Annotated in this window: 18 protein-coding genes; 10 read left to right on the plus strand and 8 right to left on the minus strand. The window is 69.3% G+C overall.

The annotated features are described in order from the left end of the window. The 5 genes from ACLQ28_RS13705 to ACLQ28_RS13725 form a co-directional block, all read right to left on the minus strand. On the minus strand, positions 1-930 hold the full coding sequence (locus ACLQ28_RS13705) for an ABC transporter permease (protein WP_425686624.1): 930 nt from the start codon (positions 928-930) through the stop codon (positions 1-3). Beyond that, positions 927-2,570 carry an ABC transporter substrate-binding protein gene (locus ACLQ28_RS13710; RefSeq protein WP_425686625.1) on the minus strand — a complete coding sequence of 548 codons (1,644 nt, stop codon included), beginning with the start codon at positions 2,568-2,570 and terminating at the stop codon, positions 927-929. Before ACLQ28_RS13710 ends, ACLQ28_RS13705 begins: the two co-directional genes overlap by 4 nt. A gap of 400 nt (positions 2,571-2,970) precedes the next feature. Further along, on the minus strand, positions 2,971-3,879 hold the full coding sequence (locus ACLQ28_RS13715; protein ID WP_425686626.1) for a zinc-binding dehydrogenase: 909 nt from the start codon (positions 3,877-3,879) through the stop codon (positions 2,971-2,973). Positions 3,880-3,919: 40 nt separating this feature from the next. Continuing rightward, the gene (locus ACLQ28_RS13720) at positions 3,920-4,453 is read right to left on the minus strand and encodes a flavin reductase family protein (protein WP_425686627.1); all 534 of its coding nucleotides are present in this window, start codon (positions 4,451-4,453) and stop codon (positions 3,920-3,922) included. 32 nt (positions 4,454-4,485) lie between these two features. Next, the gene (locus tag ACLQ28_RS13725; RefSeq protein ID WP_425686628.1) at positions 4,486-5,340 is read right to left on the minus strand and encodes a DUF1684 domain-containing protein; all 855 of its coding nucleotides are present in this window, start codon (positions 5,338-5,340) and stop codon (positions 4,486-4,488) included. A 597-nt stretch (positions 5,341-5,937) separates the two neighbouring features. On the opposite strand from ACLQ28_RS13725, the gene ACLQ28_RS13730 reads away from it, so the two are divergent. The 5 genes from ACLQ28_RS13730 (at position 5,938) to ACLQ28_RS13750 (ending at position 12,183) form a co-directional block, all read left to right on the plus strand. Further along, entirely contained in the window at positions 5,938-6,894 is a 957-nt protein-coding gene (locus tag ACLQ28_RS13730) for an ABC transporter permease (RefSeq protein WP_425686629.1), read from the plus strand. Continuing rightward, positions 6,891-7,883 carry an ABC transporter permease gene (locus tag ACLQ28_RS13735; RefSeq protein WP_425686630.1) on the plus strand — a complete coding sequence of 331 codons (993 nt, stop codon included), beginning with the start codon at positions 6,891-6,893 and terminating at the stop codon, positions 7,881-7,883. The genes ACLQ28_RS13730 and ACLQ28_RS13735 overlap by 4 nt, the downstream gene beginning before the upstream one ends. Positions 7,884-7,912: 29 nt before the next feature. Next, the gene (locus tag ACLQ28_RS13740) at positions 7,913-9,577 is read left to right on the plus strand and encodes an ABC transporter substrate-binding protein (protein WP_425686631.1); all 1,665 of its coding nucleotides are present in this window, start codon (positions 7,913-7,915) and stop codon (positions 9,575-9,577) included. After that, positions 9,574-11,292, plus strand: a complete 1,719-nt coding sequence (locus ACLQ28_RS13745; protein WP_425686632.1) for a dipeptide ABC transporter ATP-binding protein — start codon at positions 9,574-9,576, stop codon at positions 11,290-11,292. Before ACLQ28_RS13740 ends, ACLQ28_RS13745 begins: the two co-directional genes overlap by 4 nt. 93 nt (positions 11,293-11,385) lie before the next feature. Then, complete coding sequence (locus tag ACLQ28_RS13750; protein ID WP_425686633.1) at positions 11,386-12,183, plus strand: SAM-dependent methyltransferase; 798 nt, start codon at positions 11,386-11,388, stop codon at positions 12,181-12,183. A gap of 62 nt (positions 12,184-12,245) precedes the next feature. Here ACLQ28_RS13750 and ACLQ28_RS13755 read toward each other — a convergent pair whose 3' ends face one another. Beyond that, on the minus strand, positions 12,246-13,502 hold the full coding sequence (locus ACLQ28_RS13755; protein ID WP_425686634.1) for a phosphodiester glycosidase family protein: 1,257 nt from the start codon (positions 13,500-13,502) through the stop codon (positions 12,246-12,248). A 331-nt stretch (positions 13,503-13,833) separates the two neighbouring features. Here ACLQ28_RS13755 and ACLQ28_RS13760 point away from each other — a divergent pair, with 331 nt between their 5' ends. Beyond that, positions 13,834-19,353 carry a carboxyl transferase domain-containing protein gene (locus ACLQ28_RS13760; RefSeq protein ID WP_425686635.1) on the plus strand — a complete coding sequence of 1,840 codons (5,520 nt, stop codon included), beginning with the start codon at positions 13,834-13,836 and terminating at the stop codon, positions 19,351-19,353. On the opposite strand, the gene ACLQ28_RS13765 is transcribed toward ACLQ28_RS13760, so the two are convergent. Further along, positions 19,350-20,357 (minus strand): zinc-binding dehydrogenase, encoded by a 1,008-nt coding sequence (locus ACLQ28_RS13765; RefSeq protein ID WP_425686636.1) that lies wholly within the window; start codon positions 20,355-20,357, stop codon positions 19,350-19,352. The two genes, ACLQ28_RS13760 and ACLQ28_RS13765, sit on opposite strands and share 4 nt — an antisense overlap. Before the next feature lie 108 nt (positions 20,358-20,465). On the opposite strand from ACLQ28_RS13765, the gene ACLQ28_RS13770 reads away from it, so the two are divergent. From ACLQ28_RS13770 to ACLQ28_RS13785, 4 genes are all read left to right on the plus strand, one after another. After that, the gene (locus ACLQ28_RS13770) at positions 20,466-21,074 is read left to right on the plus strand and encodes a TetR/AcrR family transcriptional regulator (RefSeq protein WP_425686637.1); all 609 of its coding nucleotides are present in this window, start codon (positions 20,466-20,468) and stop codon (positions 21,072-21,074) included. 153 nt (positions 21,075-21,227) lie between these two features. Continuing rightward, the gene (locus tag ACLQ28_RS13775; protein ID WP_425686638.1) at positions 21,228-22,055 is read left to right on the plus strand and encodes an MOSC domain-containing protein; all 828 of its coding nucleotides are present in this window, start codon (positions 21,228-21,230) and stop codon (positions 22,053-22,055) included. A gap of 149 nt (positions 22,056-22,204) precedes the next feature. Continuing rightward, on the plus strand, positions 22,205-23,305 hold the full coding sequence (locus ACLQ28_RS13780) for a threonine aldolase family protein (protein WP_425686639.1): 1,101 nt from the start codon (positions 22,205-22,207) through the stop codon (positions 23,303-23,305). A 227-nt stretch (positions 23,306-23,532) separates the two neighbouring features. Next, positions 23,533-24,300, plus strand: coding sequence for an SDR family NAD(P)-dependent oxidoreductase (locus tag ACLQ28_RS13785; protein WP_425686640.1), 768 nt, complete (start codon positions 23,533-23,535; stop codon positions 24,298-24,300). Positions 24,301-24,370: 70 nt separating this feature from the next. Here the strand turns inward: ACLQ28_RS13785 and ACLQ28_RS13790 are convergent, their stop codons facing one another. Continuing rightward, positions 24,371-24,985 (minus strand): sigma-70 family RNA polymerase sigma factor, encoded by a 615-nt coding sequence (locus ACLQ28_RS13790; RefSeq protein WP_425686831.1) that lies wholly within the window; start codon positions 24,983-24,985, stop codon positions 24,371-24,373. Positions 24,986-25,218 lie beyond the last annotated feature (233 nt).

Raw genomic sequence — 25,218 nt, forward strand, 5'->3', positions numbered from 1 at the left:
TCAGCTCCTCCTCAGGCGCGGGTCGACCAGCAGGTACGCCAGATCGGCCGCGGTGTTGACCAGGACGTAGACGGCTGCGGAGAGGGTGACGACCGCCAGCACCACCGGCATGTCCTTGCTAGTCACCGCCGTGAGGGTGACCTGGCCGAGGCCGGGCCGACCGAAGACCTGCTCGACGATGACCGCGCCGCCGAGCAGGATGCCGAAGAGCCAGCCGGCCAGGGTGACGGCCGGCAGCAGCGCGTGTCGCAGGGCGTGACGCAGCAGCACCGTGCGTTCCCTTAGACCGCGGGATCGTGCGGTGAGCACGAACGGCTCGTCGAGCGCCCGGTCGATCCCATCGCGAAGCACCTGGGCGAGTAACCCGGCGATGGGCAGCGCGAGGGTGACGGCCGGCAGCACCAGCGCGCCGATGCCCTGGTCGCCGGAGACCGGGAACAGGCCGTACCGGAACGACAGCACGCTGAGCAGCACGATCCCGATCAGGAAGGGCGGGGTGGAGACCAGCAGCAGTTCGACGCCGGAGCTGGCCCGCCGCAGCCACGGCCGGCGCTCCCCGGCCGTGGCGACCGCGATGAGCAGTGCGAGCAGCACCCCGAGCCCGGCTGCGGCGACCGCGAGGGTGAGCGTCGGGGCGACTTGTTCGCCGATCACCTCGGCGACGGGGCGTTGCAGCAGGTAGGAGCGGCCCAGGTCGCCGCCGACGAGCCGCAGTAGGTAGTCCAGGTACTGAAGGACTGCGGGCCGGTCCAGGCCCCACTCGGTGATGATCTGAGCGCGGATCTGCGGCGTGTCCGCACCGTCGCCGACGATGGTGTCCACGGTGTCGCCGGGCGCGGCCAGCAGTGCCAGGTAGGCGGCGGTGGCCGCGACCCAGAGGACGACCAGGCCGGCGCCGAGCCGACGGGCCACCGCCCGCACGGCTGTCATTTGCCGACCCACAGGTCGTACGCGCTGGCGGGAACGCCGGCGGTCGGCTCGAAGCGCGCCCCGCCGACGCTGGTGCTGGCGGCGATCTGGTCGGCCGGCGCATAGAGCGGTAGGGCCAGGGCCTGCTCGGTGATGACCTGCCGCTGCAGGTCGGCATAGATGCCGGCGCGCTTCGTCGGGTCGGCGGTTGCCTGGCCGGATTCCAACAGCTGGTCGATCCGCGGGTCGTTGACCCGGGTTCGGTTGATGCCGCCCTTTGAGTGCAGCAGCAGATTCAGCGCGGCACCGGCGTCCGTGTCGGCGCGCGAGTTGTCGAAAACCTCGTATTCGTTTCGCTCGAACGCTTGCGTGGCGGTGCCCTGGTCGACCAACGAGACCTTCAGGTCGATGCCGGCGCTCTGCTTCACCGCGGCCTGCACGGCCTGGGCGAGGACATCGCGACGGTCGCGGACGAAGGGAGCGGACTGCACGAGCCGTACGGTGAGCCGCTTGCCGTCCCTCACCCGGAAACCGTCGGCGTCACGATGTGCCCAGCCGGCCTGGTCGAGCAGGGTGTTCGCCTTCCCTGCGTCGCCGCTGTATCCGCCTTCGACGCTCTTGTCGTAGAGCGGGCTGGATGGGCTGATCACGCTCCAGGCGCGGGTGGCCGTGTCTCGGTAAACCGACTTCAGCACGGTGTCGACGTCGACGGCCTCCCGGAACGCCTGCCGGACCCGCAGGTCGTCGAAGGGCGCGTGGGAGGTGTTGAAGTAGTAGGAGTAGGCCGAGCCGGAATTGAGCTCGCGGGTCAGGCGCAGCGTCCGGTTGCCGGTGACCAGCGGCTGGTCGGTGGCGGGCACCCCCTCGATGAGCTGCACCTGGCTCGACGTGAGCGCGCCGACGCGCACCGCTGACTCCTTGAGGAATCGGTAGGTGATTTCGTCGAGGTAGGCCGGGCCGGCGTGCGTCGTGGTGGGCGGTGCCCAGTCGTAGCCGGCGTTGCGCCGATAGTGCAGCTCCTGGCCGGGGACGTAGCGGTCCAGCACGAACGGTCCGGTGCCGACCACGTCGACACCGCCGGCCTTGAGGTTCTTCGCCTCGCGCAGCGACTGCGGCGAGATCTGGGCGCCCTGCGGGGAGGCGAGGAAGTCGAGGATGAGTACGTCTGGCGTGGTCAGGGTGAGCCGAACGGTGCGCGGGTCGACGGCCTCGACGGCCTTGAGGTTGCGCAACTGCACGGCGGCGACGCCCGGGGCGTAGCCGGGCTCCCGGAGCTTGTCGATGTTGGCCTTGACGGCCGCCGAGTCGAAGGGTGTGCCGTCGGAGAAGGTGACCCCGTCGCGCAACGTCAGGGCGTACGACAATCCGTCCGGAGCGGCCTGCCAGCTTGTGGCCAACCACGGCACCAGCTTGCCCTGCTTGTCGTAGGTGAGCAGTGACTCGAAGGTGTTCCAGACCAGCAGACGGGCCTTGGCCTGGGCGTACTGGTGCGGATTGAGGGTGATCGGCTCGGTTTCCACGGCCCAGGTGAGGGTGCCGCCGGAGCGCGGCTGGCCGGCCGCCTCGGCGGCAGGGGTGGTGCCGGTGGAGCAGCCGGCAAGGACGGCGAGCAATGGGGCTAGCGCGGCGGCGGCCAGGGTTCGCAATCGGTTTGAGGGCATGGTGAAATCTCCTGTCCAGGCAGGCGGAATCGGGTGTGCCGACACCCGGCCCCGCGGCTGGGCGTGGGCCGGTGACGGTGTCGGAGCTGTGGCGGCGCGGCGATGCGCCTCACCTCGGCGAGCCGGTGCGGCGGGCCGGGTTACGGGCGACGGTGCCGGGTCAGGCCAGACAGGAACTCGACCACACCCGACCGAAGTCGATGTGGCCGCGGATCGTCAGCCGCAGCTCGCTGGACATGAGTGGAGTCCACCTCTGCCGCGGTGGTGGTGTCAACGAATCCTCCGTCGGATGTCGGCTATCGCACGTGAGGACGTCGATTCGTTGACGCATACCCTACTAGGCCGATAGGATTTGCAGGGATTGCGCCTGGCCGGTGGACCAGTCCGGGCCCGGTCCGGCTCAATCCAGGTCGAGCAGGACCTTCCCTGCCACACGGCGCTCCCGCAGCGCGTCGATCGCCGCCCCGAGACGCTGCCACGAGCCGCGCCAACCGATCGGTGCCTGCAGCACCCCACGCGCCACGAGATCCGCCAGGACAGCGAGATCCGGGGCCGGGGCGGTGGCGTCGCCGAATGACCGCAACGTCCGCGCCGCGCCGGGAGCAAATGTGGAGTTCACCGGAAAGACGGCCGGCTCGCCGGACGCCCAGCCGATGCTGTGCAGCACCCCGCCCGGGGCCAGCAAGCCCCAGGCGGCCACCAGATGAGCGCCACCCACCGTCTCCAGCACCACGTCGACCGGGTCGACGACTGCGTCGAGACCAACCGCCACCTCATCGGCACCGAGATCCGCCAGCCCCGCACCACGAGCCAGGGAGCCGACCACCGCGACCACGTGCGCGCCGCCGTGCCGGGCGAGCTGGACGGCGACCCGGCCCACTCCCCCGGACGCGCCGGTGACCAGCACTCGGCGGCCGCGAAGCGGCCCTGACGTCCGCAAGGTACGCAGGGCGGTGAGGCCAACCATGGGCAGTGCGGCCATCTCGGCCAGGTCGACGGCGGCGGGCACCACGGCCACACTGTTCACGTCGAACACCGCCAATCGGGCCCAGGCTCCCACCCCGAAGGCGACCACCCGGTCACCCTCGCGGGGGCCGGACCCATCGGTGGCGCCGCGCACCACGTGACCCGCGGCGTCATAACCGAGCACGCCCCCGGCCGGCCAGGAGCCGAGGTGGCGGATCTCGCCGGCATTGACGGCGGCATGTCGCACCTCGACCAGGACCTGCCCGGGGCCCGGAGTGGGGTCGGGCAGGTCCGTCATCCGAAAACCCTCACGGGTGTCCGGAGCGGCGACGATCGCGCGCATGACATCCTCCTCAGCTCGGAGTGGGCGTATGACCGGCCGGTCAGGCGGCGGGGCGACGAGCCGCCACGTCGTGGTCGCCGGCCAGCCCGGCGTAGCGGCCCCGGTGGTACAGCAGTGGCGAGCCGACGTCGGCGTGCCGGAGCACCTCCGGCTCGGCCAGCACCACGGCGTGATCGCCGACGGCCACCCGGTCGACGACCCGGCAGAGCAACCAGGCCAGGGTGTCGTCGAGGATCGGCACGCCTTCCGGACCGGTCCGCCACCGGGTGGGGCCAGCAAACCGGTCGATGCCACTCGTCGCGAAGGTCCGGGCCAGTTCCTGCTGATGGTGGGCGAGCAGGTGCACGGCCACGTGTCGGGCGCGGGCGACCGCGGGCCAGCTCGACGAATCGAGGTTCAGGCAGAACGAGACGATCGGCGGCGCCAACGACACCGAGGTGAACGACGTGGCGGTGAAGCCGACCGCCGGCGAGCCGGGAGCGGTGACGACCGTGACAGTGCTGGCCTGGTGGCGCAGCAATGTCCGCAGCGCTTCACTGTCGGCGTCGATCGGGGCGTCGGTGGACTGAGTCATGGCGATCCTCCCGAGGGGTTGGTGCGGAGGGGCTACGAACGGTCGGCGGGATCGCCCGCCAGCCGCTCGTACGGGGTCTTCTCGCCGGCCTCGACCGCGATCGGCAGCCGGTTCTCCGCCGGGGGCAGAGGGCAGGTCGCGAAGTCGGTGTACGCGCACGGCAGGTTGGTCGCCCGGTTGAAATCGAGCGTCACCCGGCCCTGCTCGTCCGGCGCGCCCACCGCCAGGGATCGGTTGGCCGGATAGGTGGTGACGCCGGAGGTGGCGTCGGTGAACAGCACTGACAGGCTCCCCGGCTGTACGCCGTTGAACGCGGTCAGGCTCAGCGGCACCCCGTCGACGGCGAACTCGATCCGGCCAGGTGCGTCGTAGACGTGCTTGAGCCCTTCCACCGCCGCGCCGACGGTGGTCGGTCGAGGACTGTCGAACGGCACGAAGCGTCCCCTCACGACCCATCGTGGGTGGGGCGGGTACGTGGGGGTACCCCGGTAATGCACTCGTAGCGGGTGGTCTGGTCGTCGGGGGCGGAGGATGTCGTGCCCACCCCGGCGGGCCACCTCCAGCACGGCACCCTCGATGCCCACGGTGACGCCGGCACGCTCGGCGATCGGCCCGAACTCATGCCGGCGTCGCACCTGCTGGCCGTCTATGACGAAATCCTCGCCGTCGCCGAGCACCACCACCGGCCCCTGATCGCCTGTGTGCCACTCCCCGGGCACGTCGGGGAACCGCTGCGGCCCTGAGGTGAGCCAGTGCAGACCGCTGACGGCAAGGAAGCCGTGCCGGTCGGCCCGAGCCTCCTCGTGGAGTCGGTGCCACTCCTGCCAATCCTCGTTGAATCCAACACGGTAATCCGTGGCAGTGGACGATACGGCGTCGTAGCTCATGACAGGTCCCTCTCAATGAAGGGGCATCTCCGCGCCGGCGGGATGCAGGGGAAGCAGGGCGTGACCGTGAGCCGGCTGCGAGACCGGTGACGAGAAACTGGGCAGGCTAGGGAGGCGGCGGCCCATTCAGGCCAGGGCGGGCCCGCCGGGACAGAGCTGCGCGGCGACCCGCATCAGGTCGACGACCCGGCGGGAGGTGAACAGCCGAACGGGCAGCATGCGACCGATTTTCCTACCAACAAGGTAGGATTTCAAGCCCCTGGGTCAAACATCCTTGGCATCCATGGAGGCGGACGGTGAGTGAAGCACTCCCCACGCTCGGGTGGCACCGCACCCGCTGAATCGCGTTTTGGGCTGGTCGACGTCGAGAATCCCTACTTAACCTATGTGTGTTGTGGGTCTCTAGTGCTGGATTTTGCCGGCGCGGCTCCCGGAGCATGTTCCGTGCGGCCCGACAGGCCGCACGGTGTGGCGTCGACCGGCAAGCGGTCTCCATCTACCGGACCGACCGCCGGAGGGGGTCAGCGTGGGCGGGCTGTGTTGCCGGGAGCGCTGAATTCCCCGGTCCACCCACCCCCTGCCCCGTAAGGAACCAACGTGTCCACCGACACCAATCCTGCGCCACCGGCCCCGACCCGACCACCGAGCGTTGCCCGCAGCAGAGGCGTCCGGCACCTCTGGCGGCGGCTGGCCGCCGATCGCTGGGCGCTGGGCGGAGCCTCGGGCGTGGCGCTGTTCCTCGTCGTCGCGGCCGCCGCGCCGCTGCTCTGCGCGATCGCAGGCCAGGATCCGTACACGTACGACCTTGGCGCCCTGTCGGACTCCGGCGCGGCGAAGGGCTTCGGCGGCGGCATCAGTGCCCAGCACTGGTTCGGTGTGGAGCCGATGACCGGGCGGGACCTGTTCGCGATCGTGGTCCACGGCGCTCGCACCTCCATCCTCGTCGGTGTCGGGGCGACCGCCGTCTCGGTACTGCTCGGAGTCGTCATCGGCCTCACTGCCGGCCTGTACGGCGGTTGGTACGACCGCATCGTCACCCGGATCATCGACGTCCTGCTCGGCTTCCCGTTCCTGGTCTTCGTGATCGCGCTCGGCGCGATCGTCCCGACCAGCGTCCCGAAGCCGCTGCTCCTCGTCGTCGTCCTCGCGATCTTCAGCTGGCCCTCGATCGCGCGGGTGGTCCGTGGTCAGACGCTGGCGTTGAAGCGGCGCACATTCGTGGTGGCCTCGGTCGCGCTTGGCGCGGGTGGATGGCACCTGCTCGTGCGCCAACTGCTCCCCAATCTCACCGCCACGATCATCGTCTACGCAACGATCATGATCCCGTCGATGATCGGGGCGGAGGCCGCGCTCTCGTTCCTCGGGGTCGGGGTGCCGCCGCCCACGCCAGCATGGGGCCGCTCGATCGGCGAGGCGATCGCCTGGGTCCAGACCGACCCGATGTTCCTGGTCTTTCCTGGCGCGGCACTCTTCCTCGCCACGCTCGCCTTCAACCTCCTGGGCGACGGCCTGCGCGACGCATTCGACCCGAAGACGCGAGGGCTGCAGCGATGAGACTCTTCCGTCTGGTTTCCGGACGCCTCCTCAGCATGATCGCCACACTGCTCGTGATCAGCCTCATCACGTACGCGGTCTTCGTCCTGTTGCCCAGCGATCCGGCGCAGCTCTCCTGCGGGCGCCCCTGCACACCCGAGCGGCTCGCCGACGCCCGCGCCTTCATGGGTTACGACCAACCCTGGCTACAGCAGTATCTGGCCTTCATCGGTGGGATCTTCACCGGCCGCACCTTTGGCACCGGAGCTGCTGCGGTGCACTGCGCGGCACCCTGCTTCGGATACTCGTTCCAACTGAACGAATCGGTCACCAAGCTGATCCTGGACCGAATCCCGGTCACCTTCTCCATCGCCATCGGCGCCGCCGTGCTCTGGTTGGTCATCGGCGTCGGCGCCGGCGTCCTGTCAGCCGTCCGACGAGGCAGTGCGATCGACCGGGCGGCGATGACCGTCTCGACGATCGGCGTCTCCGCCCCCAGCTACCTGGTCGGTCTCCTCGGCATCCTGCTGTTCGGCTTCACCCTCGACATGGTGCCGGTCAACGGATACCTGCCGCTGACCGAGGATCCGGTGGGCTGGCTTTGGCACCTGGTCCTACCCTGGTGCGTGCTCGCCCTGATCTCCGCGGCGGTCTACGCCCGGCTGACCCGGGGTCAGATGCTGGACGTGCTGGGCGAGGACTACATCCGCACGGCCCGCGCCAAAGGGCTGCGGGAACGGCGGGTCGTCGGCCGACACGCCCTGCGCAACGTCCTCATCCCGGTGGTCACCGTCTTCGGCCTCGACCTGGGGTCGCTTCTCGGCGGCACGGTCATCACCGAACGAGTCTTCAGCATGCCCGGCCTGGGCGCCCTGTTGCTGGACGCGGTCGGCAACGTCGACCTCCCGCTGATCCTCGGGGTCACTCTCTTCGCCGCGTTCCTCATCATCCTCGCGAACTTCCTCGTGGACCTGGTCTATGGCGTCCTCGACCCAAGAGTGGCGCCCTGATGCGCCAATCACCGAAAGGTAAGGCACCAATGAAAAGACGCAGCGCACTCGCGCTCGCAGTCGTACTCGCCCTGGCCGGATGCAACGCGAACCCGGACGTCAAGCCGGACGCCGGTGGATCGACCGGGGGCACCGAAAAGGGTGGAACGTTGACCATCCTCAATGCGGCCAGCGACATCGTCTTCGACCCCGCCAAGAGCCAGAACCTGGCGATCACCACTCTCGGCCTGGTCCTGCGCCGGCTCACCACCTGGGAGGTCCAGCCGGGCAAGCCGGCGCAGGTGGTACCGGATCTGGCCACGGACACCGGCAAGACCACCGACGGCGGCAAGACGTGGACCTTCACCCTGAAGGACGGGCTCAAGTACGCCGACGGGGCTCAGATCACCGCCGCCGACGTCAAGTACGGCATCGAGCGCTCCTTCGCGCCCGAGCTTTCCGGCGGCCTCAGTTACCACAAGGGCCTACTCGTGGGCGGCGCCGATTACAAGGGGCCGTACTCCGGAGCGGACCTGGCCTCGATCGAGACCCCCGACGCGAAGACCATCGTCTTCCACCTCACGACGCCGTACGGCGACTGGCCGTGGATCGCGTCCATGCCGGCGTTCACGCCTGTCCCGAAGGCGAAGGACGACCCGAAGAAGTACAGCCAGAACCCGGTCGCGTCCGGCCCCTACCAGGTGGAGTCGTACCAGCAGGGTGTCTCGGTGAAGCTTGCCCGCAACCCGAACTGGGACGCGGCGACCGACCAGGTCCGCACCGCCGGGCCCGACAAGATCGTCTTCCAGCTCGGCCAGGACACCACCGTCCAGTCGCAGCGGCTGATCGCCGACTCGGGTGACGATCGCTCCGCCTTCGGCGCCGGCTTCGTGGCGCCCGCCCAGCTCGCGCAGATCGAACAGAACCCCAGCGCGAAGCAGCGGTTGGTCACCTCGGACGCCGGAGCGCTGTCGTACCTGGCGATCAACACCCAGCGGGGGCCGTTGAAGGACATCAAGGTTCGCCAAGCCATCCAGTACGCCGTGGACAAGAGGGCCTACCAGCTCGCCTCCGGCGGTGCCATCGGTGGCGACCTGGCCAGCACGTTGATCACCCCCGGCATTGCCGGGCGGGTCGACTACAACCTCTACCCCGCCGACCCGTCGGGGGACGCGGCCAAGGCCAAGCAGTTGCTGACCGAGGCCGGGCAGACGAACCTGAAGCTCACGCTACTGTCCCTGAACAGCCAGCCGGACCTCGCCACGGCTCAGGCGATCCAGCAAGGGCTTCAGCGGGCTGGCATCGCGGTGACCATCAAGCCACTGGACGATGACGCCTGGACCGCCGAGGTCACCGGCGACAAGGGTGACTACGACCTGACCGTCTCCAGCTGGCAGCCGGACTTCCCCAGCGCCAACGGCAACATCCAGCCGCTGTTCGCGTCCACCGAGATCGGCGGCGGTGGTTACAACCTCGCCCGCTACTCGCAGCCCGAGGTCGACAAGCTGATCGCGCAGGCCACGGCCGAGACCGACCCCGCAAAGGCACAGGCGCTGTGGGCACAGGCCGACAAGCGCATCCTGCAGGACGCACCGGTGGTGCCGCTGACCTACACGAAGAACTCGTTCCTGCACGGCTCGACTGTGCAGAACTTCTTCGTGCCAGCATTCCCGGCGTACCCGAACTATCTGAAGGTCTCGCTGAAGCAGAAATGACGGTCTCCCCCACGGAGCCACACCTCGTGAAGGCCACCCGGTCACCGCTGCTCGCGGTGGCCGGGCTGGCCGTGGAGTTCGAGGTGGATGGCGATACGCACACAGCGGTCCGCAACGCGTCCTTCGAGCTGCACCGCGGGCAGGTCCTCGCCCTGGTCGGCGAATCAGGTTCGGGCAAGAGCGTCACCGCCATGGCCGCCCTGGGCCTCCTCCCCGACACCGCCAGAGTCAGCGGCAGCATCACACTGGCCGGCACCGAGCTGATCGGCGCGGAGCCGAGCCTGCTGCGGGACGTGCGTGGCGGCCGGATCGGCACGGTCTTCCAGGAACCGATGACCGCGCTCAATCCGGTCTTCACCATCGGTGATCAGGTCGCCGAGGCAATCCGGGCGCACCGCCCGGTGAGTCGCTCCGCCGCCACCGCCCGGGTTCTGGAGCTGCTCGCCACCGTCGACCTGAACGACCCCACGCGGGTGGCCCGGTCGTATCCACACGAACTGTCCGGCGGCCAACTTCAGCGGGCGATGATCGCGATGGCCATCAGCTGTGAACCGCTTCTGCTGATCGCGGACGAGCCGACCACGGCACTGGACGTGACCGTCCAGGCCGGCATACTCGACCTGCTCCGCGACCTGCGTACCCGGCTCGACATGGCCGTTCTCCTCATCACCCACGACATGGGTGTGGTGGCCGACGTCGCCGACGACGTGGTGGTGCTGCGCGACGGTCAGATCGTCGAACAGGCCACCGCCGCCCAACTTTTCACCGCGCCCCAGCACGAGTACACCAGGGCGTTGCTGCACGCCGTACCCACGTTGCCGGAGCTGCGGCTCGCCGAGCCCGACCGGGCGACGCCACCCGCGCACGAGCCTCGACCGGCCGGTGCGGCACCCGCCGTCCTGGTCCGCAACGTCGTCGTCGAGTACCCGGGAAGGCGGCGCGGCCGGCCGGTCCGGGCGGTGGACGACGTCTCGTTACACATCGACCAGGGTGAACTGGTGGCTCTGGTCGGCGAATCGGGCTCCGGCAAATCGACCCTCGGTCGGGCGCTTGCCGGCCTCGTACCGGTGACCGCTGGTGCGGTGACCGTCGCCGGCGTCGAGGTGGGGCGCGCCTCTCGGCGTGAATTGCGCACGTTCCGCTCTCAGCTCGGCATCGTCTTCCAGGATCCGGCGTCGTCCTTGAATCCCCGCCGGACGGTCGGCGCAAGCATCGCCGAGCCGTTGTCGCTGCACACCGATCTGCGCGCTGACGGGCAGCGCCGCCGCGTCGACGAGTTGTTGGAAGCGGTCGAGCTGCCGTCGCACCTGCGCGACCGCCACCCGTACGAGATGTCGGGTGGGCAACGCCAGCGGGTGGCCATCGCCCGTGCCATCGCCCTGAACCCGGCCTTGTTGATCGCGGACGAGCCCACCAGCGCTCTGGACGTGTCAGTGCAGGCGCGGATCCTGGAACTGCTCCGGTCGCTGCAGAGCCAGTTCGGATTCTCCTGTCTGTTCATCAGCCACGACCTGGCGGTGGTCGAGCAACTCGCCGATCGGGTGGCGGTGCTGCACCGGGGCCGGATCGTGGAGGAGGGCTCGGCGGAAACGGTGCTGCGGTCGCCCCAGCATCCGTACACCTCGCGGTTGTTGGCGGCTGCGCCGGTCGCCGACCCGACTCAGCAGGCCCTACGACGGAGGGCGTGGCGCCAGCTCACCACCGCGTCATTCTGATCCACACACTCGACAGTGGACATTGCCGGAGTACGATCCCGGTCGTACCGCTGTGGTGACCTCCAGCCGACGACCCCTCGATAGGAGCCTGGCATGGCCGGCCCGGACGCCGAACTCGCCGCGCAGCTTCAGCCCGACGTGCCGCACGCGGCCCGGATCTGGAACTACTGGATGGGCGGCAGGGACAACTTCCAATCCGATCGGGCGGCCGGCGACGCGGTCGCCGAGGTCTACCCGGAGATCGTCCTCATGGCGCAGCAGTCGCGCCTGTTCCTGGTGCGAGCCGTCCGTTACCTTGCCGCCGAGGCGGGCATCCGGCAATTCCTGGACATCGGCACCGGCCTGCCCACCATGCAGAACACGCACGCGGTCGCCCAGGGGATCACGCCCGACGCGCGGATCGTCTACGTGGACAACGATCCGATGGTGCTGGTGCACGCGCGGGCGCTGCTGGCCAGCACGACGTCGGAGGGTGTCACCACCTACGTACCCGCCGACTACCACGACCCGGGGAAGATCCTCGCCGAGGCGGCGCAGACGCTCGACTTCGATCAGCCCATCGCCATGATGTTCATGGGCGTCATGGGCTACGAACCGGACCTGGCCGTGGTGCGCTCGATTGTCGGGCAGACGATGGACGCGATGCCGTCCGGCTCCCACCTCGTGCTCTGGGACGGCACCAACACCAGCCCAGCTGTGGTTTCCGGTGCCGAGCGGTTGGCGCAGAGCGGCGGGGTTCCGTACGTTCTGCGCAGCCCGGAGGACCTGGACAGTTGCTTCGCCGGTCTGACGATGGTGGAGCCGGGCCTGGTGCCGATCCCCCTCTGGCGACCGGACAACGCCGACGCGACCGGGATCGACGCCTACGGCGCCGTGGCCCGTAAGCCCTGACCGATAGGGATTCGCCCCGTCCGGTGTCACCGGGCGGGGCGAATCCGTGCGAGAGCGACTGATCAGTGGCGACCCACGAAGATGCCGATACCGTTGGCGACCAAACGCTCCGCACCGTCGGACGGGCTGTTGCGGGCGGTGGCCGCGGCCTGGCCCGGCTCCCGTACGGCGACCGTGCTCGAGCCGCCGCCGTCCAGGTTCACCGCGGCGTCCGCGCCGAGCGAGCGCATCAGGTCGGCCAGTTCGGCGATCGTGAAGCCGGCGCTCGCCGGAGCACGGCCGGCCAGTGCGACGAGGTACACGGTCTTGCCGTCGGGGCTGACGCCGGCCGAGCTGCGTACCGCGGCGGTCTTGGTGTCCAGGCCGACCAGCGGCTCACCGTCGCGCAGGATCGGCGCGCCACCGACCGCGAACGTCAGCTTGGGCTTGCCTGCGGAGGAGAGCTTCTCGTGCACCTGCACCCGGTCACCGACGACGAGGTCGTCGAGCGTGTCCGCGCCGCCCTCACGGCCGACCAGCACCTGAGTGTCGGCGGGAATCGCGCCCGCACCGGGCGTCTGGCCCACCGCGGTCACCACGCCATCGCGGATGGTCACCTCGTACGTGTGGGTGCTGCACGGGTCGCTGCGGCTCGTGTCGGTGCCGCAGGTCGACCGGACCCGGGAGGCGGCACCCCACTCGGAGGTGAACAGGCCGACACCGTCGACCGGGAGCGCGTACTGGTTGAGGCCGCTGAGGGCGATCTTGCCCTTCTTGCTGCTGACCTCGCCGTCCAGGCTCAGGGTGTCGACGCGCGCCTTGCCGTTCACGCCCACGCCGAACACGTCCCGGGTCGAGGTGCCGGGGGCGAGGCCGGGGCCGAAGCGCTGCGCGGTCGGCACCGCGAACTTCAGCTCCTCGCCGTCGGCGATCTCCGGGCCCGACGCCGAGTAGGTCGGCGTGACGCCGGTGTGGGTCTCGGCGTTGTTGAAGAAGTCTCCGTTCACTCCGGCGATGGCGCCCTGGTTGTTCGCCATCGAGGAGATGACCTGGCGCTGCGCGACCGCGTCGGGGTGCAGCAAATCCAGGGAGACCTTGTTCTTGCGGAGGTCCGCCGTGAGCAGGTAGCCGACGGTGACGCCACGGGGCGTGCTCACCTCGAACGAGCTGTACGTGACGCCCGGGGCGAGTTGTTCGGTCGAGGTGACGGTGATCGGCGTGCCCGACGCGGATACCGTGGCAGCCGCGGCGTGGGCTGCGCCGGCCGGCGTAACGAGTGTGCTGAAGCCTGCGGCGAGCAGCAGCGCCAGACTCGGGCGCACGAGGTTGAACGGCCTCATTGCGCTCCTTTCTTGGTGCGATTCCTGGCCTGCGCCGGGATGTTCGAGTCGGGCCGGCAGTTGACCGGACCGGCGATGATTTGCTCGACCAGCCGATCACGCAGTGGTGAACACGGGAGGCGGCCGACGTGAACCACCCGTACCGTCTTGATCAACTGCGGGAGCAGGGCCGGGGGGCCGCCAAAAACTTTTGTTCATTTCCTACAACTGAGGGACTGTTGGTTCGGTGGTTGCGCCATAGCGCTGGCCGCCGCCACGCGGAAAGGTGATCACTGCTGGGAGTCGTCGTCTCGCGGCCAGCAGTTCGAGGTCTAGCTAAGGGGTCATCCGGGTGTTCAACCGTGTCGCCATCGTCAACCGTGGTGAAGCCGCCATGCGGCTCATCCACGCGGTCCGCGAGTTGGCCGCGGAGACCGGCGTACAGATCGAAACCGTCGCTCTTTACACCGACGTCGACCGAACCGCTACCTTTGTACGTGAAGCGGACATCGCTTACGATCTCGGTCCGGCGTCTGCCCGCCCGTACCTCAATCTGGCGGTACTGGAACGCGCCCTGACGGAGACCGGAGCCGACGCCGCGTGGGTCGGCTGGGGTTTCGTCGCCGAGGATCCGGCCTTCGCCGAGCTGTGCGAAAAGATCGGCGTCGCCTTCGTCGGGCCGAGCGCGGACGCCATGCGCCAGCTCGGCGACAAGATCGGCTCGAAGCTGATCGCCGAGAAGGTCGGTGTGCCGGTCGCGCCGTGGAGCCGCGGTGCCGTCGAAACTCTGGACGCCGCCCGGGCTGCGGCAGCCGAGGTCGGCTACCCGCTGATGCTGAAGGCGACCGCAGGCGGCGGCGGGCGCGGCATCCGCGTGATCAGGAACGAGGCCGAACTGGAAGACGCGTACGAGCGCACCAGCCAGGAGGCGGCACGGGCGTTCGGCAGCGGCATCGTGTTCCTGGAGCGCCTGGTCACCGGCGCCCGGCACGTCGAGGTCCAGGTGATCGCCGACGGGCAGGGCACCGCGTGGGCGCTCGGCGTCCGCGACTGCTCGGTGCAGCGACGCAACCAGAAGGTCATCGAGGAGTCGGCGTCGCCGGTTCTGGACCCGACGCAGGCCGCCGAGCTCAAGACGTCGGCCGAGCGACTGGCCGTGGCGGTCGGTTACCGCGGTGCGGCGACCGTCGAGTTCCTTTACCACCCCGGTGACCGCCTGTTCGCGTTCCTCGAGGTCAACACCCGCCTCCAGGTCGAGCACCCGATCACCGAGTTGACCACCGGGTTCGACCTGGTCAAGGCACAGTTGCACGTCGCCTCCGGTGGGCGCCTCGAGGGTGCGCCGCCGGCGGAGCGCGGGCACGCCATCGAGGCTCGGTTGAACGCCGAGGACCCCGACCGCGACTTCGCGCCGTCGCCGGGTCGCATCGCGCGGCTGGACCTGCCCAGCGGCCCGGGCATCCGGGTCGACACCGGCGTCAGCGAGGGCGACACCATCCCGGCCGACTTCGACTCGATGATCGCGAAGATCATCGCGTACGGCCGCGATCGCGACGAGGCGCTCGGCAAGCTGCGTCGGGCGATGGCGAACACCACGGTGATCATCGAAGGTGGCGCGACGAACAAGAGCTTCGTGCTCGACCTGCTCGACCAGCCCGAGGTGATCGACGCCAGCGCGGACACCGGCTGGATCGACCGTGTCCGCGGCGAGGGCCGGCTCGTCACGCACCGCCACTCCGCTGTCGCGCTGGCGGCCGCCGCCATCGAGGCGTACGAGGAGGATGAGCGCGTCGAGCGGCAGCGGTTGCTGTCGACGGCGTCCGGCGGGCGCCCGCAGGTGCAGCACGCCAGCGGCCGACCATTGGACCTGAAGCTGCGCGGTGTCAGCTACCGCACACGCGTGGCGCGGGTCGGCGCACACCGGTTCCGCGTCGGCATCGAGGCGGGTGTCACCGTCCGCACCGCTGACGTCGAACTCGACCGCTTCGATCGGCACACCGGGCAGATCGTCGTCAACGGCATCCGGTACCGCCTACTCACCGGCACGTACGGGCCGACCCACCTGGTCGAGGTGGACGGCGTGACCCACCGGGTCAGCCGCGACGAGGGCGGCGTCCTGCGCTCCCCGATGCCCGCGCTGGTCGTCGCCACGCCCCTGGAGGTCGGGGCCGAGGTCGAGGCGGGCGCACCGGTGCTGGTGCTGGAAGCGATGAAGATGGAGACGGTGCTGCGGGCGCCGTTCAAGGCGCGGCTGAAGGAGTGCGCCGTCTCCGTGGGCAGCCAGGTCGAGGCGGGTGCGCCGCTGCTGCGCCTGGAGCCGCTCGCGGACGAGGCCGACGAGACCGCGGACGACCCGACCACCGAGACCGTCGAACTGGACCTGCCCACCGCCGCCGGGGCCATTCCGGCAGACGAGCGCAGCAGGCGCGGTCAGGAGGACCTGCGCGGTCTGCTGCTCGGCTTCGACGTCGACCCGCACGACGACCGTCGGGTGCTCGACGGCTACCTGACCGCCCGGCGGGACGCCACCGAAAGCGGTCAGCGGCCGCTGGCCGCGGAGCTCGATCTCATCGAGGTGTTCGCCGACCTCGCCGAGTTGAGTCGCAACCGGCCGACCGGCGAGGACGGCGGAGCCGCGCACGTCCACAGCGCCCGGGAGCACTTCCACACCTACCTGCAGAGCCTCGACGTCGAGCGGGCCGGGCTGCCGGATGCCTTCCAAACCCGGCTCGCCAAGGCGCTCGGCCACTACGGCGTCACCGACCTGGACCGCTCCCCCGCCCTCGAAGCGGCCGTCTTCCGGATCTTCCTCGCCCAGCAACGCGCGTCCGTCGACGCAGGAGTCGTCGCGACGCTGCTGCGCGCCTGGCTGCGGGAAACCCCGCCGGACGAGTCGCTTCGCGAGCCCGTCGGTCTCGCGTTGGAACGGCTGATCGCCGCGACGCAGGTCCGCTTCCCCGCAGTCGCGGACCTCGCCCGCGGCGTGGTGTTCGCCTGGTTCGCCCAGCCGTTGCTGCGCCGCAACCGCGCCCGCATCTACGCCGAGGTCCGTGGGCACCTGCGGCACCTGGACGCCCACCCGGACGCGGCGGACCGCGCCGAGCGCATCGCCGAGATGGTACGCAGCACCGAACCACTGGTCCGGCTGCTCGGCCAGCGGCTCGTCCGCGACCACCTCGACAACGCGGTCATGCTGGAGGTGCTGACCCGGCGTTACTACGGCAACAAGGCGCTCACCAGCGTGCGCGCCCGCGAGGTCGCGGGCTGCACGTTCGTGGTCGCCGAGCGGGCCGACTCGAGCGTGGTGTCCGCCGCGGTGAGCTTCGACGCGCTGGGCAACGCACTGCGCGGGCTGGGCGAACTGGCCAGCGGCGAGGACTCCGTCGACGCCGACATCTACCTCGGCTGGGAAAACCAGCCGGAGGACTTCGACGCGATGGCCGCCGCGCTGGCCGAGGTCATCGCCGCGCACCCGCTGCCGCCCCAGGTCCGTCGGGTCACCACCACCGTCGCGGGTCGCGGCGGAGCGGTCATGCACCACCACTTCACCTTCCGCCCGTCGAACGATCAGATGACCGAGGACCGGCTGATCCGCGGCCTGCACCCGTACATCGCGCAGCGGATGCAGTTGGAGCGGCTGCACAAGTTCGACCTGACCCGGCTGCCGTCGTCGGACGAGGAGGTCTACCTCTTCCAGTGCGTGGCGCGGGAAAACCGGGCCGACGAGCGCCTCGTCGCGTTCGCGCAGGTCCGTAACCTCACTGAGCTTCGCGAGCAGGACGGCCGTCTGGTGGCGCTGCCGACGACCGAGGACGCCATTGCCGCCTGTCTCGACTCGATCCGCCGCGCCCAGTCGCTACGACCGTCGAAGACGCGCTTCAACACCAACCGGATCGTCGTCTACGTCTGGCCGCCGAGCGAGCTCACCCGGCAGGAGATGGAGATGATCGCCGGGCGCGTCGGCCCGACGACTGCGGGCGCCGGGCTCGAGGAGATCCTGTTCATCGCGCGGCAGCGCGACCGCCAGACCGGCAAGCTGACCAAGATCGCCGTACGGATCTCGTTCGACGCCGCGGGCGGCGCCGAGCTGGCCATCGGTAAGCCACCGGTCGAGCCGCTCGAACCGCTCGACGAGTACCGCCTGAAGGTGCTGCGGGCGAGCAGCCGCAACACCGTGTACCCGTACGAGCTGACCGGCCGGCTCGGTGACTTCGTCGAGCACGACCTCGACGACGACCACGCGGTGCAGGATGGACTGTGCTCGTCTCCGCCCAAAACCGGCTCCGGCTGCGCTCAGTCGCTAGTGCCGGTGGATCGGCCGAAGGGTCGCAACTCCGCCGCGATCGTCGCCGGGGTGGTCACCACGCCGACCGAGCGGCACCCGCAGGGTGTCACCCGGGTGGTGCTGCTCGGCGACCCGACGAAGGCGTTGGGCGCCCTGTCGGAGCCCGAGTGCCGACGCGTGATCGCCGCACTGGACCTCGCGGAGCGGATGAACGTGCCGCTGGAGTGGTGGGCGCTGTCCGCCGGTGCCCGAATCTCCATGACCACCGGTACGGAGAACATGGACTGGGTGGCCGCGGCGCTGAAGCGGATCGTCGAGTTCACCCAGGCCGGCGGTGAGATCAACATCGTGGTCGCGGGCATCAACGTCGGCGCGCAGCCGTACTGGAACGCCGAAGCGACGATGCTCATGCACACCAAGGGCATCCTGGTAATGACACCCGACTCGGCGATGGTGCTCACCGGCAAGCAGTCGCTCGACTTCTCCGGTGGTGTGTCCGCCGAGGACAACTTCGGCATCGGCGGCTACGACCGGGTGATGGGGCCGAACGGGCAGGCGCAGTACTGGGCGCCGAACCTGACGGCCGCACGGGACGTGGTGATGTCGCACTACGACCACACGTACGTGGCACCCGGCGAGGACGCACCCCGTCGGGCGGCCACCACCGACCCCACGGACCGCGACATCTCCGACTTCCCGCACGACATCGCGGGCAGCGCCTTCAGCACCGTCGGGGAGATCTTCTCCGTCGAGGCCAACCCGGACCGCAAGAAGCCGTTCGACATCCGTACGGTGATGCGGGCCCTCTCCGACCAGGACCACCCGGTGCTGGAGCGCTGGGCGGGCATGGCCGACGCGGACACCGCGGTCGTGCAGGACATCCACCTCGGCGGCATCCCGGTCTGCCTGCTCGGCATCGAGTCCCGCTCGGTGCCACGGCACGGTTTCCCGCCCACTGACGGCCCGGACACCTACACGGCCGGCACGCTGTTCCCCCGCTCCTCGAAGAAGGCTGCGCGGGCGATCAACGTGGCGAGCGGCAACCGGCCACTCGTCGTACTGGCGAACCTGTCCGGCTTCGACGGCTCACCGGAGTCGATGCGCAAGCTGCAACTGGAGTACGGCGCCGAGATCGGCCGGGCGATCGTGAACTTCCGGGGGCCCATCGTCTTCTGCGTGATCTCGCGCTACCACGGCGGAGCGTTCGTGGTGTTCTCGAAGGCGTTGAACCCGAACATGACAGTGCTCGCGCTGGAGGGCTCGTTCGCCTCGGTGCTCGGTGGCGCCCCCGCCGCCGCGGTGGTGTTCTCCGCCGACGTCAACGCCCGCACGGCGGCCGACGCCCGGGTACGGGACCTGGAAGCCCGCGTCGCGGCTGCGACCGGCACCGACCGGGCCGGGTTGACCGCAGAACTCGACGAGCTGCGCTCGTCGGTACGCGCGGAGAAGCTCGGCGAGGTGGCCACGGAGTTCGACCGGGTGCACAACATCCAACGCGCCGTCGAGGTCGGCTCGGTGGACGCCGTCATCCGCGCCGCCGAACTGCGTCCACGCATCATCGAGGCCATCGAGGCCCGCCTGGGCTAGGGACTTTGGGGCCGCAGTGCGAGCTTGCCCACGGTGGCCCGTGCTTCCAGTTCCGCGAGTGCCTTTGCGCCCTCGGCCAGCTCATAGATTGTGGGCTGGCCGGGGCCGAGCACTCCGGCCGCGATAAGGCCGAACATCTCACCCATAAGCTCGCCGAAGATGTGCGGTGCGGCCTGGATCAGGATGCCGATGTTGAGGCCGATGATGTGGAGCTGGTGCTTGTAGACCAGCTCCCAGTTGGTGATCGCGGCCTCCCCGTCAGCCAAGCCATAGACGACGACCCGGCCGGTGACCCGCTTGGCTGCGGCCAAGCTGGCATCGAGGGTGGCGCCGCCGACGGATTCCAGCACCAGGTCGACGCCCGCGCCGCCGGTCAGCCGCAGGACGTCGGCGGCGAGGTCGGTGCCGCGGGAGTCGATGACGTGGTCGGCGCCCAGTGCCTGCACGGTTTGGTGCTTGCCGGGTGAGGCACTGGCGATCACCGTCGCGCCGTAGTGCTTGGCGATCTTCACCGCGGCCTGGCCGGTCCCGCCGGCTGCGGCGTGGATCAGCACGGTCTGCCCTGCGGTGAGGCCACCCAGGGGCCTGAGCGCGGCCAGCGCGGTCGGCCAGTTCACGACCAGACCCAGCGCCTGCTCGTCGGTCCAGCCTGCTGGCACGGGGACTGCTGCGGCCGCGGGCAGCAGCATGTATTCGGCGAACGCGCCGCCTCCGATGGTTACACCGATGACGTGGGTGCCGAGTTCCAGGTCGGTCACCCCCTCGCCGAGGGCGGTGACTTCACCGGCACCTTCGATACCGGCCAGATACGGCGGCTGGGGGCCGCCTGCGAACGTGCCGCGGGATTGCGAGATGTCGACGAAGTTGGCGCCGGCGGCGGTGACACGGATCAGGACCTCGCCGGGTCCCGGGCTCGGCACCGGTGCGGCGGTGATCAGGCGCAGGTCCCGGGGGCCGCTCAGGGACGTCTGCTGCAGGGCGCGCATGGTCAAGGGAATGCTCATGACAGTCGCTTCCTTTGTTTGTCGTACGACCAACAAATAGTGCAGGGTCCTCAGTGACAGGTCAAGATAAGTTTGTCGATAGACAAAGAAGTACGGAGGACCATCCCGATGGCTTCACGCGGCAGGCCACGCACCTTCGACCCGGACACTGCCCTGCGCCAGGCGCTGGACCTGTTCTGGGAACGGGGCTACGAGGGGACGTCGCTCAACGACCTGGCCCAAGCCACGGGAATCGCCTCGGCCAGCATCTACGCCTGCTTCGGCAGCAAGGAAGACCTGTTTCGCAAGGTCATGGCGCTCTACGGCACGACCTCAGGGGAGCCGCCCAGACGCGCGCTGCGCGAAAACCCGACCGCCCGCGCCGCGATCCACGCCATGTTGCGCGCCACCGCCGAGCAGATCACCCGCCCGGAGGCGCCGCACTACTGCATGCTCATCCTGGCTGCACCCACTGGAGCCGTGGAAAACCACACGGTCCGGGAGTTCCTGGCCGACCGTCGGCGCGGCCAGTACACCACCATCAGAGATCGGCTCGAGCGCGGCGTCATCGACGGCGAGTTCACCGCGTCGCCCATCGACCTTGACGCCATCGCCCGCTACTACACCACTGTGGTGCAAGGCCTATCCATCCAAGCCCGCGATGGTGCCACCCGCGCCGAGCTGGAAGCGGTCATCACCTGCGCGATGGCCGCCTGGGACACACTCACGTCATTCTGACGGCTCCGCCGCCCAGATTCATCTGACACCGATCCGTAACGCATAAAGCCATCAACGACGGGCCGATCGGAGCCCACCGGGCGCGCGGATCGCGGCCTGAGCGGATGTTCCTCGTGTGACCCGTGTCCGAGGCGCTTGCGGCGGTGAGACAGCATGATCGTCGTGCAGACGGTTGTCGCGCTCCGGCGTTACCCGCTCAAGAGCGCCCGGGGTGAGGTTCTCCAGGCGGCTGATGTCGAGCCGACCGGTCTGCGCGGAGACCGGACGTGGGCCTGTATCGACTGCCAGGACGGGACGGTCGGCAGCGCCAAACATCCACGACGATGGGGTCGCCTGTTCGATGTCGGTACGACAATGCGGGATGACGGCCCGGAGACGATGTTGACGCTGCATGTCGACGGCAGCTCGCTGCGAGCCGGAAGCGCCGCGGCAGATGCCGCACTCAGCAACCACCTGGGCCGTCCGGTGCGGCTGAGCCGAGAGCTGCCGCCCGACGCGAGGCTGCACCGGACGTTGCCTGATGACGTCGGCATGGTGCCGGATTGGATGGCCGGTGCCCGGCCCGGTCAGGAAACCATCACGGCGATCGCGGGCGCGGGGCGGGTCGGCCGGTTCGTCGACTTTGGCGCCGTTCATATCGTGACCACCGGTGCGCTGTCTCTGCTGGGTGAGCGCATGGGAGGTGTCAGTGTGGCCGCGGCGCGGTTTCGCCCGAACCTGGTCATCGACGCACCGCGTGACCCAGAACCGGGGCAGGAGCTACGTCTGGGCGATGTCGTTCTCCGGGTGATCCTGCCCACTCCAAGGTGCGTCATTCCCGGACTCTCCCAGGCCGAACTGCCGGCCGACCTCTCCGTGCTGAGCGCCCTGGCCCGGCACTACCGCATCCCCGTGGCCGGGCTAGGGCGGGCAGCCTGCTTCGGGACCTACGCCGATGTCGTCCAGCCAGGCCGACTCCGACTGGGGCAGGTCGTCCGCTAAGCAAAGCCCCGTACCTGGTCGGCGGCTCCTCCATTACGCAGATGCGGTCGTCGTAGCGACCGCTCGGCGGCAATTGAGCGCGCGACGCTGATCGCCTGCCTCCGGAAAACTGCCTGGCCCCTATTGCGCTGGCATGCGACGATCCGCCGATGTCCCACAACACAAGGCAGCGTCGGCTGGCCGCGCTGCGCGCCTGCGACCGAATCCTTTCCGGCATCCGACCTACGACGATGAGGGACCGGCTCGCAGACATGGACGCAGGTGGTGATCTGGACGATCAGCCCGACTTCTACGGCGACGGCCCGGTGACCATGCTGGAAGAACGCGTGGCGGATTTGCTGGGAACCGAGGCCGCCGTCTTCTTCCCCACCGGCACGATGGCCCAGCAGGTCGCGCTGCGCTATGGCGCTGACCGCAGCGGGCACCCGACCATCGCTCTACACCCGCTCGGCCACCTAGAGGTGGACGAACGGCATGCCTATGCCCACCTGAGCGGCCTGCGCAGTACCTGGCCGACGACCGCGCCCCGCAACCCCACCGCCGAGGAGATCACCGCGCTCGCCGAGCCCGTGAGCACCGTCGTCATCGAACTCCCGCTGCGCGACGCCGGCTTCGTCCTCCCCTCCTGGGACGAGCTCGCCGCCGCATCCGCCGCAGCGCGCGCCATCGGTGCACGCGTACATTTCGACGGTGCCCGAATTTGGGAATCCACCGCACACCTGGCGCACACCCTCAGCGAAATCGCCGACCTCGCCGACAGCACCTACGTCTCGTTCTACAAGACGATCGGCGGTATCAGCGGTGCGGCGCTCGCGGGCACCACGCAGCTCGCCTCCTACGCCCGCATCTGGCGGCACCGCTACGGCGGCGACGTGTTCCAGCAGTGGCCAGCCGCTCTGAGCGCACTCGCCGGTCTGAACAGGGAGCTGCCGCGCATCCCCGAGTATGTGCGGCACGCGCGGACAGTCGCTGCGGCACTCACCGCGCTTCCCGGCGCGCGGGTGTATCCAGAACCTCCGCATACCCATCGATTCCGCCTCTGGCTACCCCACCCGGCGCAAGCACTGAACGACGCTGCGCTGGCGCTCGCCGAGGAGGAAAAGGTGTGGTTTGTCGCCGGCTGGCAGGAAACAAACCTACCGGGCATGGCGATGACCGAGATCACCGTCGCCGCGCCCGCCCTCGAGTGGACCACCGACGACATCGCCGAGGCTGGTGAGCGCTTCCTTGGCCGCGTCGTCGATCATTGACCATCACGTGCCTGCCACAGCGGTGCTCGGCGAACTCGCACATCTACGCTGCGGCCAACACGTCGATCACCTACCGGCGACCGCTGGCGAATTGGCCGCAGTACAGGTGCCCTCATCGCGGCCAGATCCGGATGCTCAGTCAGCACCAACGCGGCCCGCCAAGGCGGCTATTGATCGGCTGCGACTGCTCGGGTGTCAGACGGAAAGGCCGCGGGTAGGTAGCCGAGGTGGAGCAAGCAACTGTCAGGGAGAACGTGATCATGGCCCGAACCGCGGTCGTTACCGGGGCTGGCAATGGATTGGGGCGCGAGATTGCGCTTGGCCTCGCTGAAGCCGGTTACGGCATCGTCGTAGCCGATTCCGATGAGCGGGCCGCCAAGGCGTGTGGACGCTTGATTGAGGCACACGGGATGCCGGCACGGGCCGTAGGCGGCGACGTACGAGAGCCTGATGACATGAACCGCATCTTGACGGCCGCACGAGCCCTTGGCGGTCCTCATGTGCTCGTCAACAACGCTGGTGGCTGGACTCCGAATAGACAATATCCGCAGGCTGCGCCCGCCGAGTGGGCTGCGACGATCAGCCTTAACCTCACCGCCCCGATGTTGCTCAGTCAGCTCGTTCTGGAGCCCATGCAAGAACAGGGTGGTGGCGCCATTATCAATATCGCATCCAGCGGTGGCATTGGTTTTGGGCCCTACGGTTCACCCGAGTACGGGGCCGCGAAGGCTGGTTTGATCCGCTTCACCGCCAGTCTGGCTGGGTTGGCTAGCAGCCATGGGGTCCGGATGATGTGCGTAGCTCCAGACTGGATTGGTCTGGAACGAGCACAAACGCAGTGGGAGCGCATGAGCTCTGCCGAACGTGCAGCATCTCGCCCGCTGATCCCTCCCGCCGAGGTCGTCGCCGTCGTTATGGATCTCATCCGGGAGGGAGCCGGCGGATCGGTGGTGGAAATGTGGGGAGGCGATCAGCCCGTCGTGCATGCCCCGTAGGACTGCACTTGATCATCCGCCATTCGGCAGAAGCGGACACCTGTGTCATCGGTGCACGGTAGCCGCAGCGTCAGCCGGTTCGTTGCTCGCCGGTCGAGTCATTGTCGATCTGCCAGGCCGTGGCGAGATCCTCGCGTGCCCGGGCGACACGGGAGCGGATCGTGCCGATGGGGCACTGGCAGACGTCCGCGGCCTCGGCATAGGACAGGCCGAGCACCTGGGTGGCGACGAACGCCTCGCGACGCTCCCGGCTCAGGCCGGCGATCAGCTGGTGCAGCGTCACACTCTCGTCGGCGCCGACCGTGATCGCACCGGCGGCCTCGGCCGCCGCCTGCCAGTCCGGCACCGATGCCAACCTTGGCCGGGCCACCGCCGTCCGGACGTGATCCACGGCAACGCGCCGGGCGATCGTGAACACCCACGTCCGGGCCGACGAGCGTCCGGCGAAGCCGGGCAGGCTGCGAAATGCCCGCAGGAACGTCTCCTGGGTCAGGTCGTCGGCCTCACCCGGCCCGGCCAGATGCGACAGGAAGCGCCAGACCTGATCCTGCAGGGCCCGGATGAACGCCGTGGCGGCCTGCCGGTCTCCCTGGCCTGCCTCCTGCGCCCACCGGGTCACCTGGTCGTCGTCAACGACGCCGTTGCGCACAGACCACCGTCCTGGGTGCCACGGGCGTTCCTCCATGCCGAGATGTCGTCGGATCGCGCCGGTCAGCCGCGCACCCTGGTTGTCGGAGGCCGGTGCGGAAAAGTTCCCGGGACTCCCTCGTTCGGGGCGATTTCCCGGATGTCCAACTCGGCGGGAACCGGCACCGCCGCCGATCCGACTACCGATTCCGACCGCCCCGTGCCTCGAGTCGATCGGATAACGCATGACGTCCACCGTTGAGACGCCCGAGTCCACTCCCCCGCTGGCTC

Origin of the sequence: Micromonospora sp. DT201 (assembly GCF_049841575.1) — a bacterium.
GTDB lineage: Bacteria > Actinomycetota > Actinomycetes > Mycobacteriales > Micromonosporaceae > Micromonospora.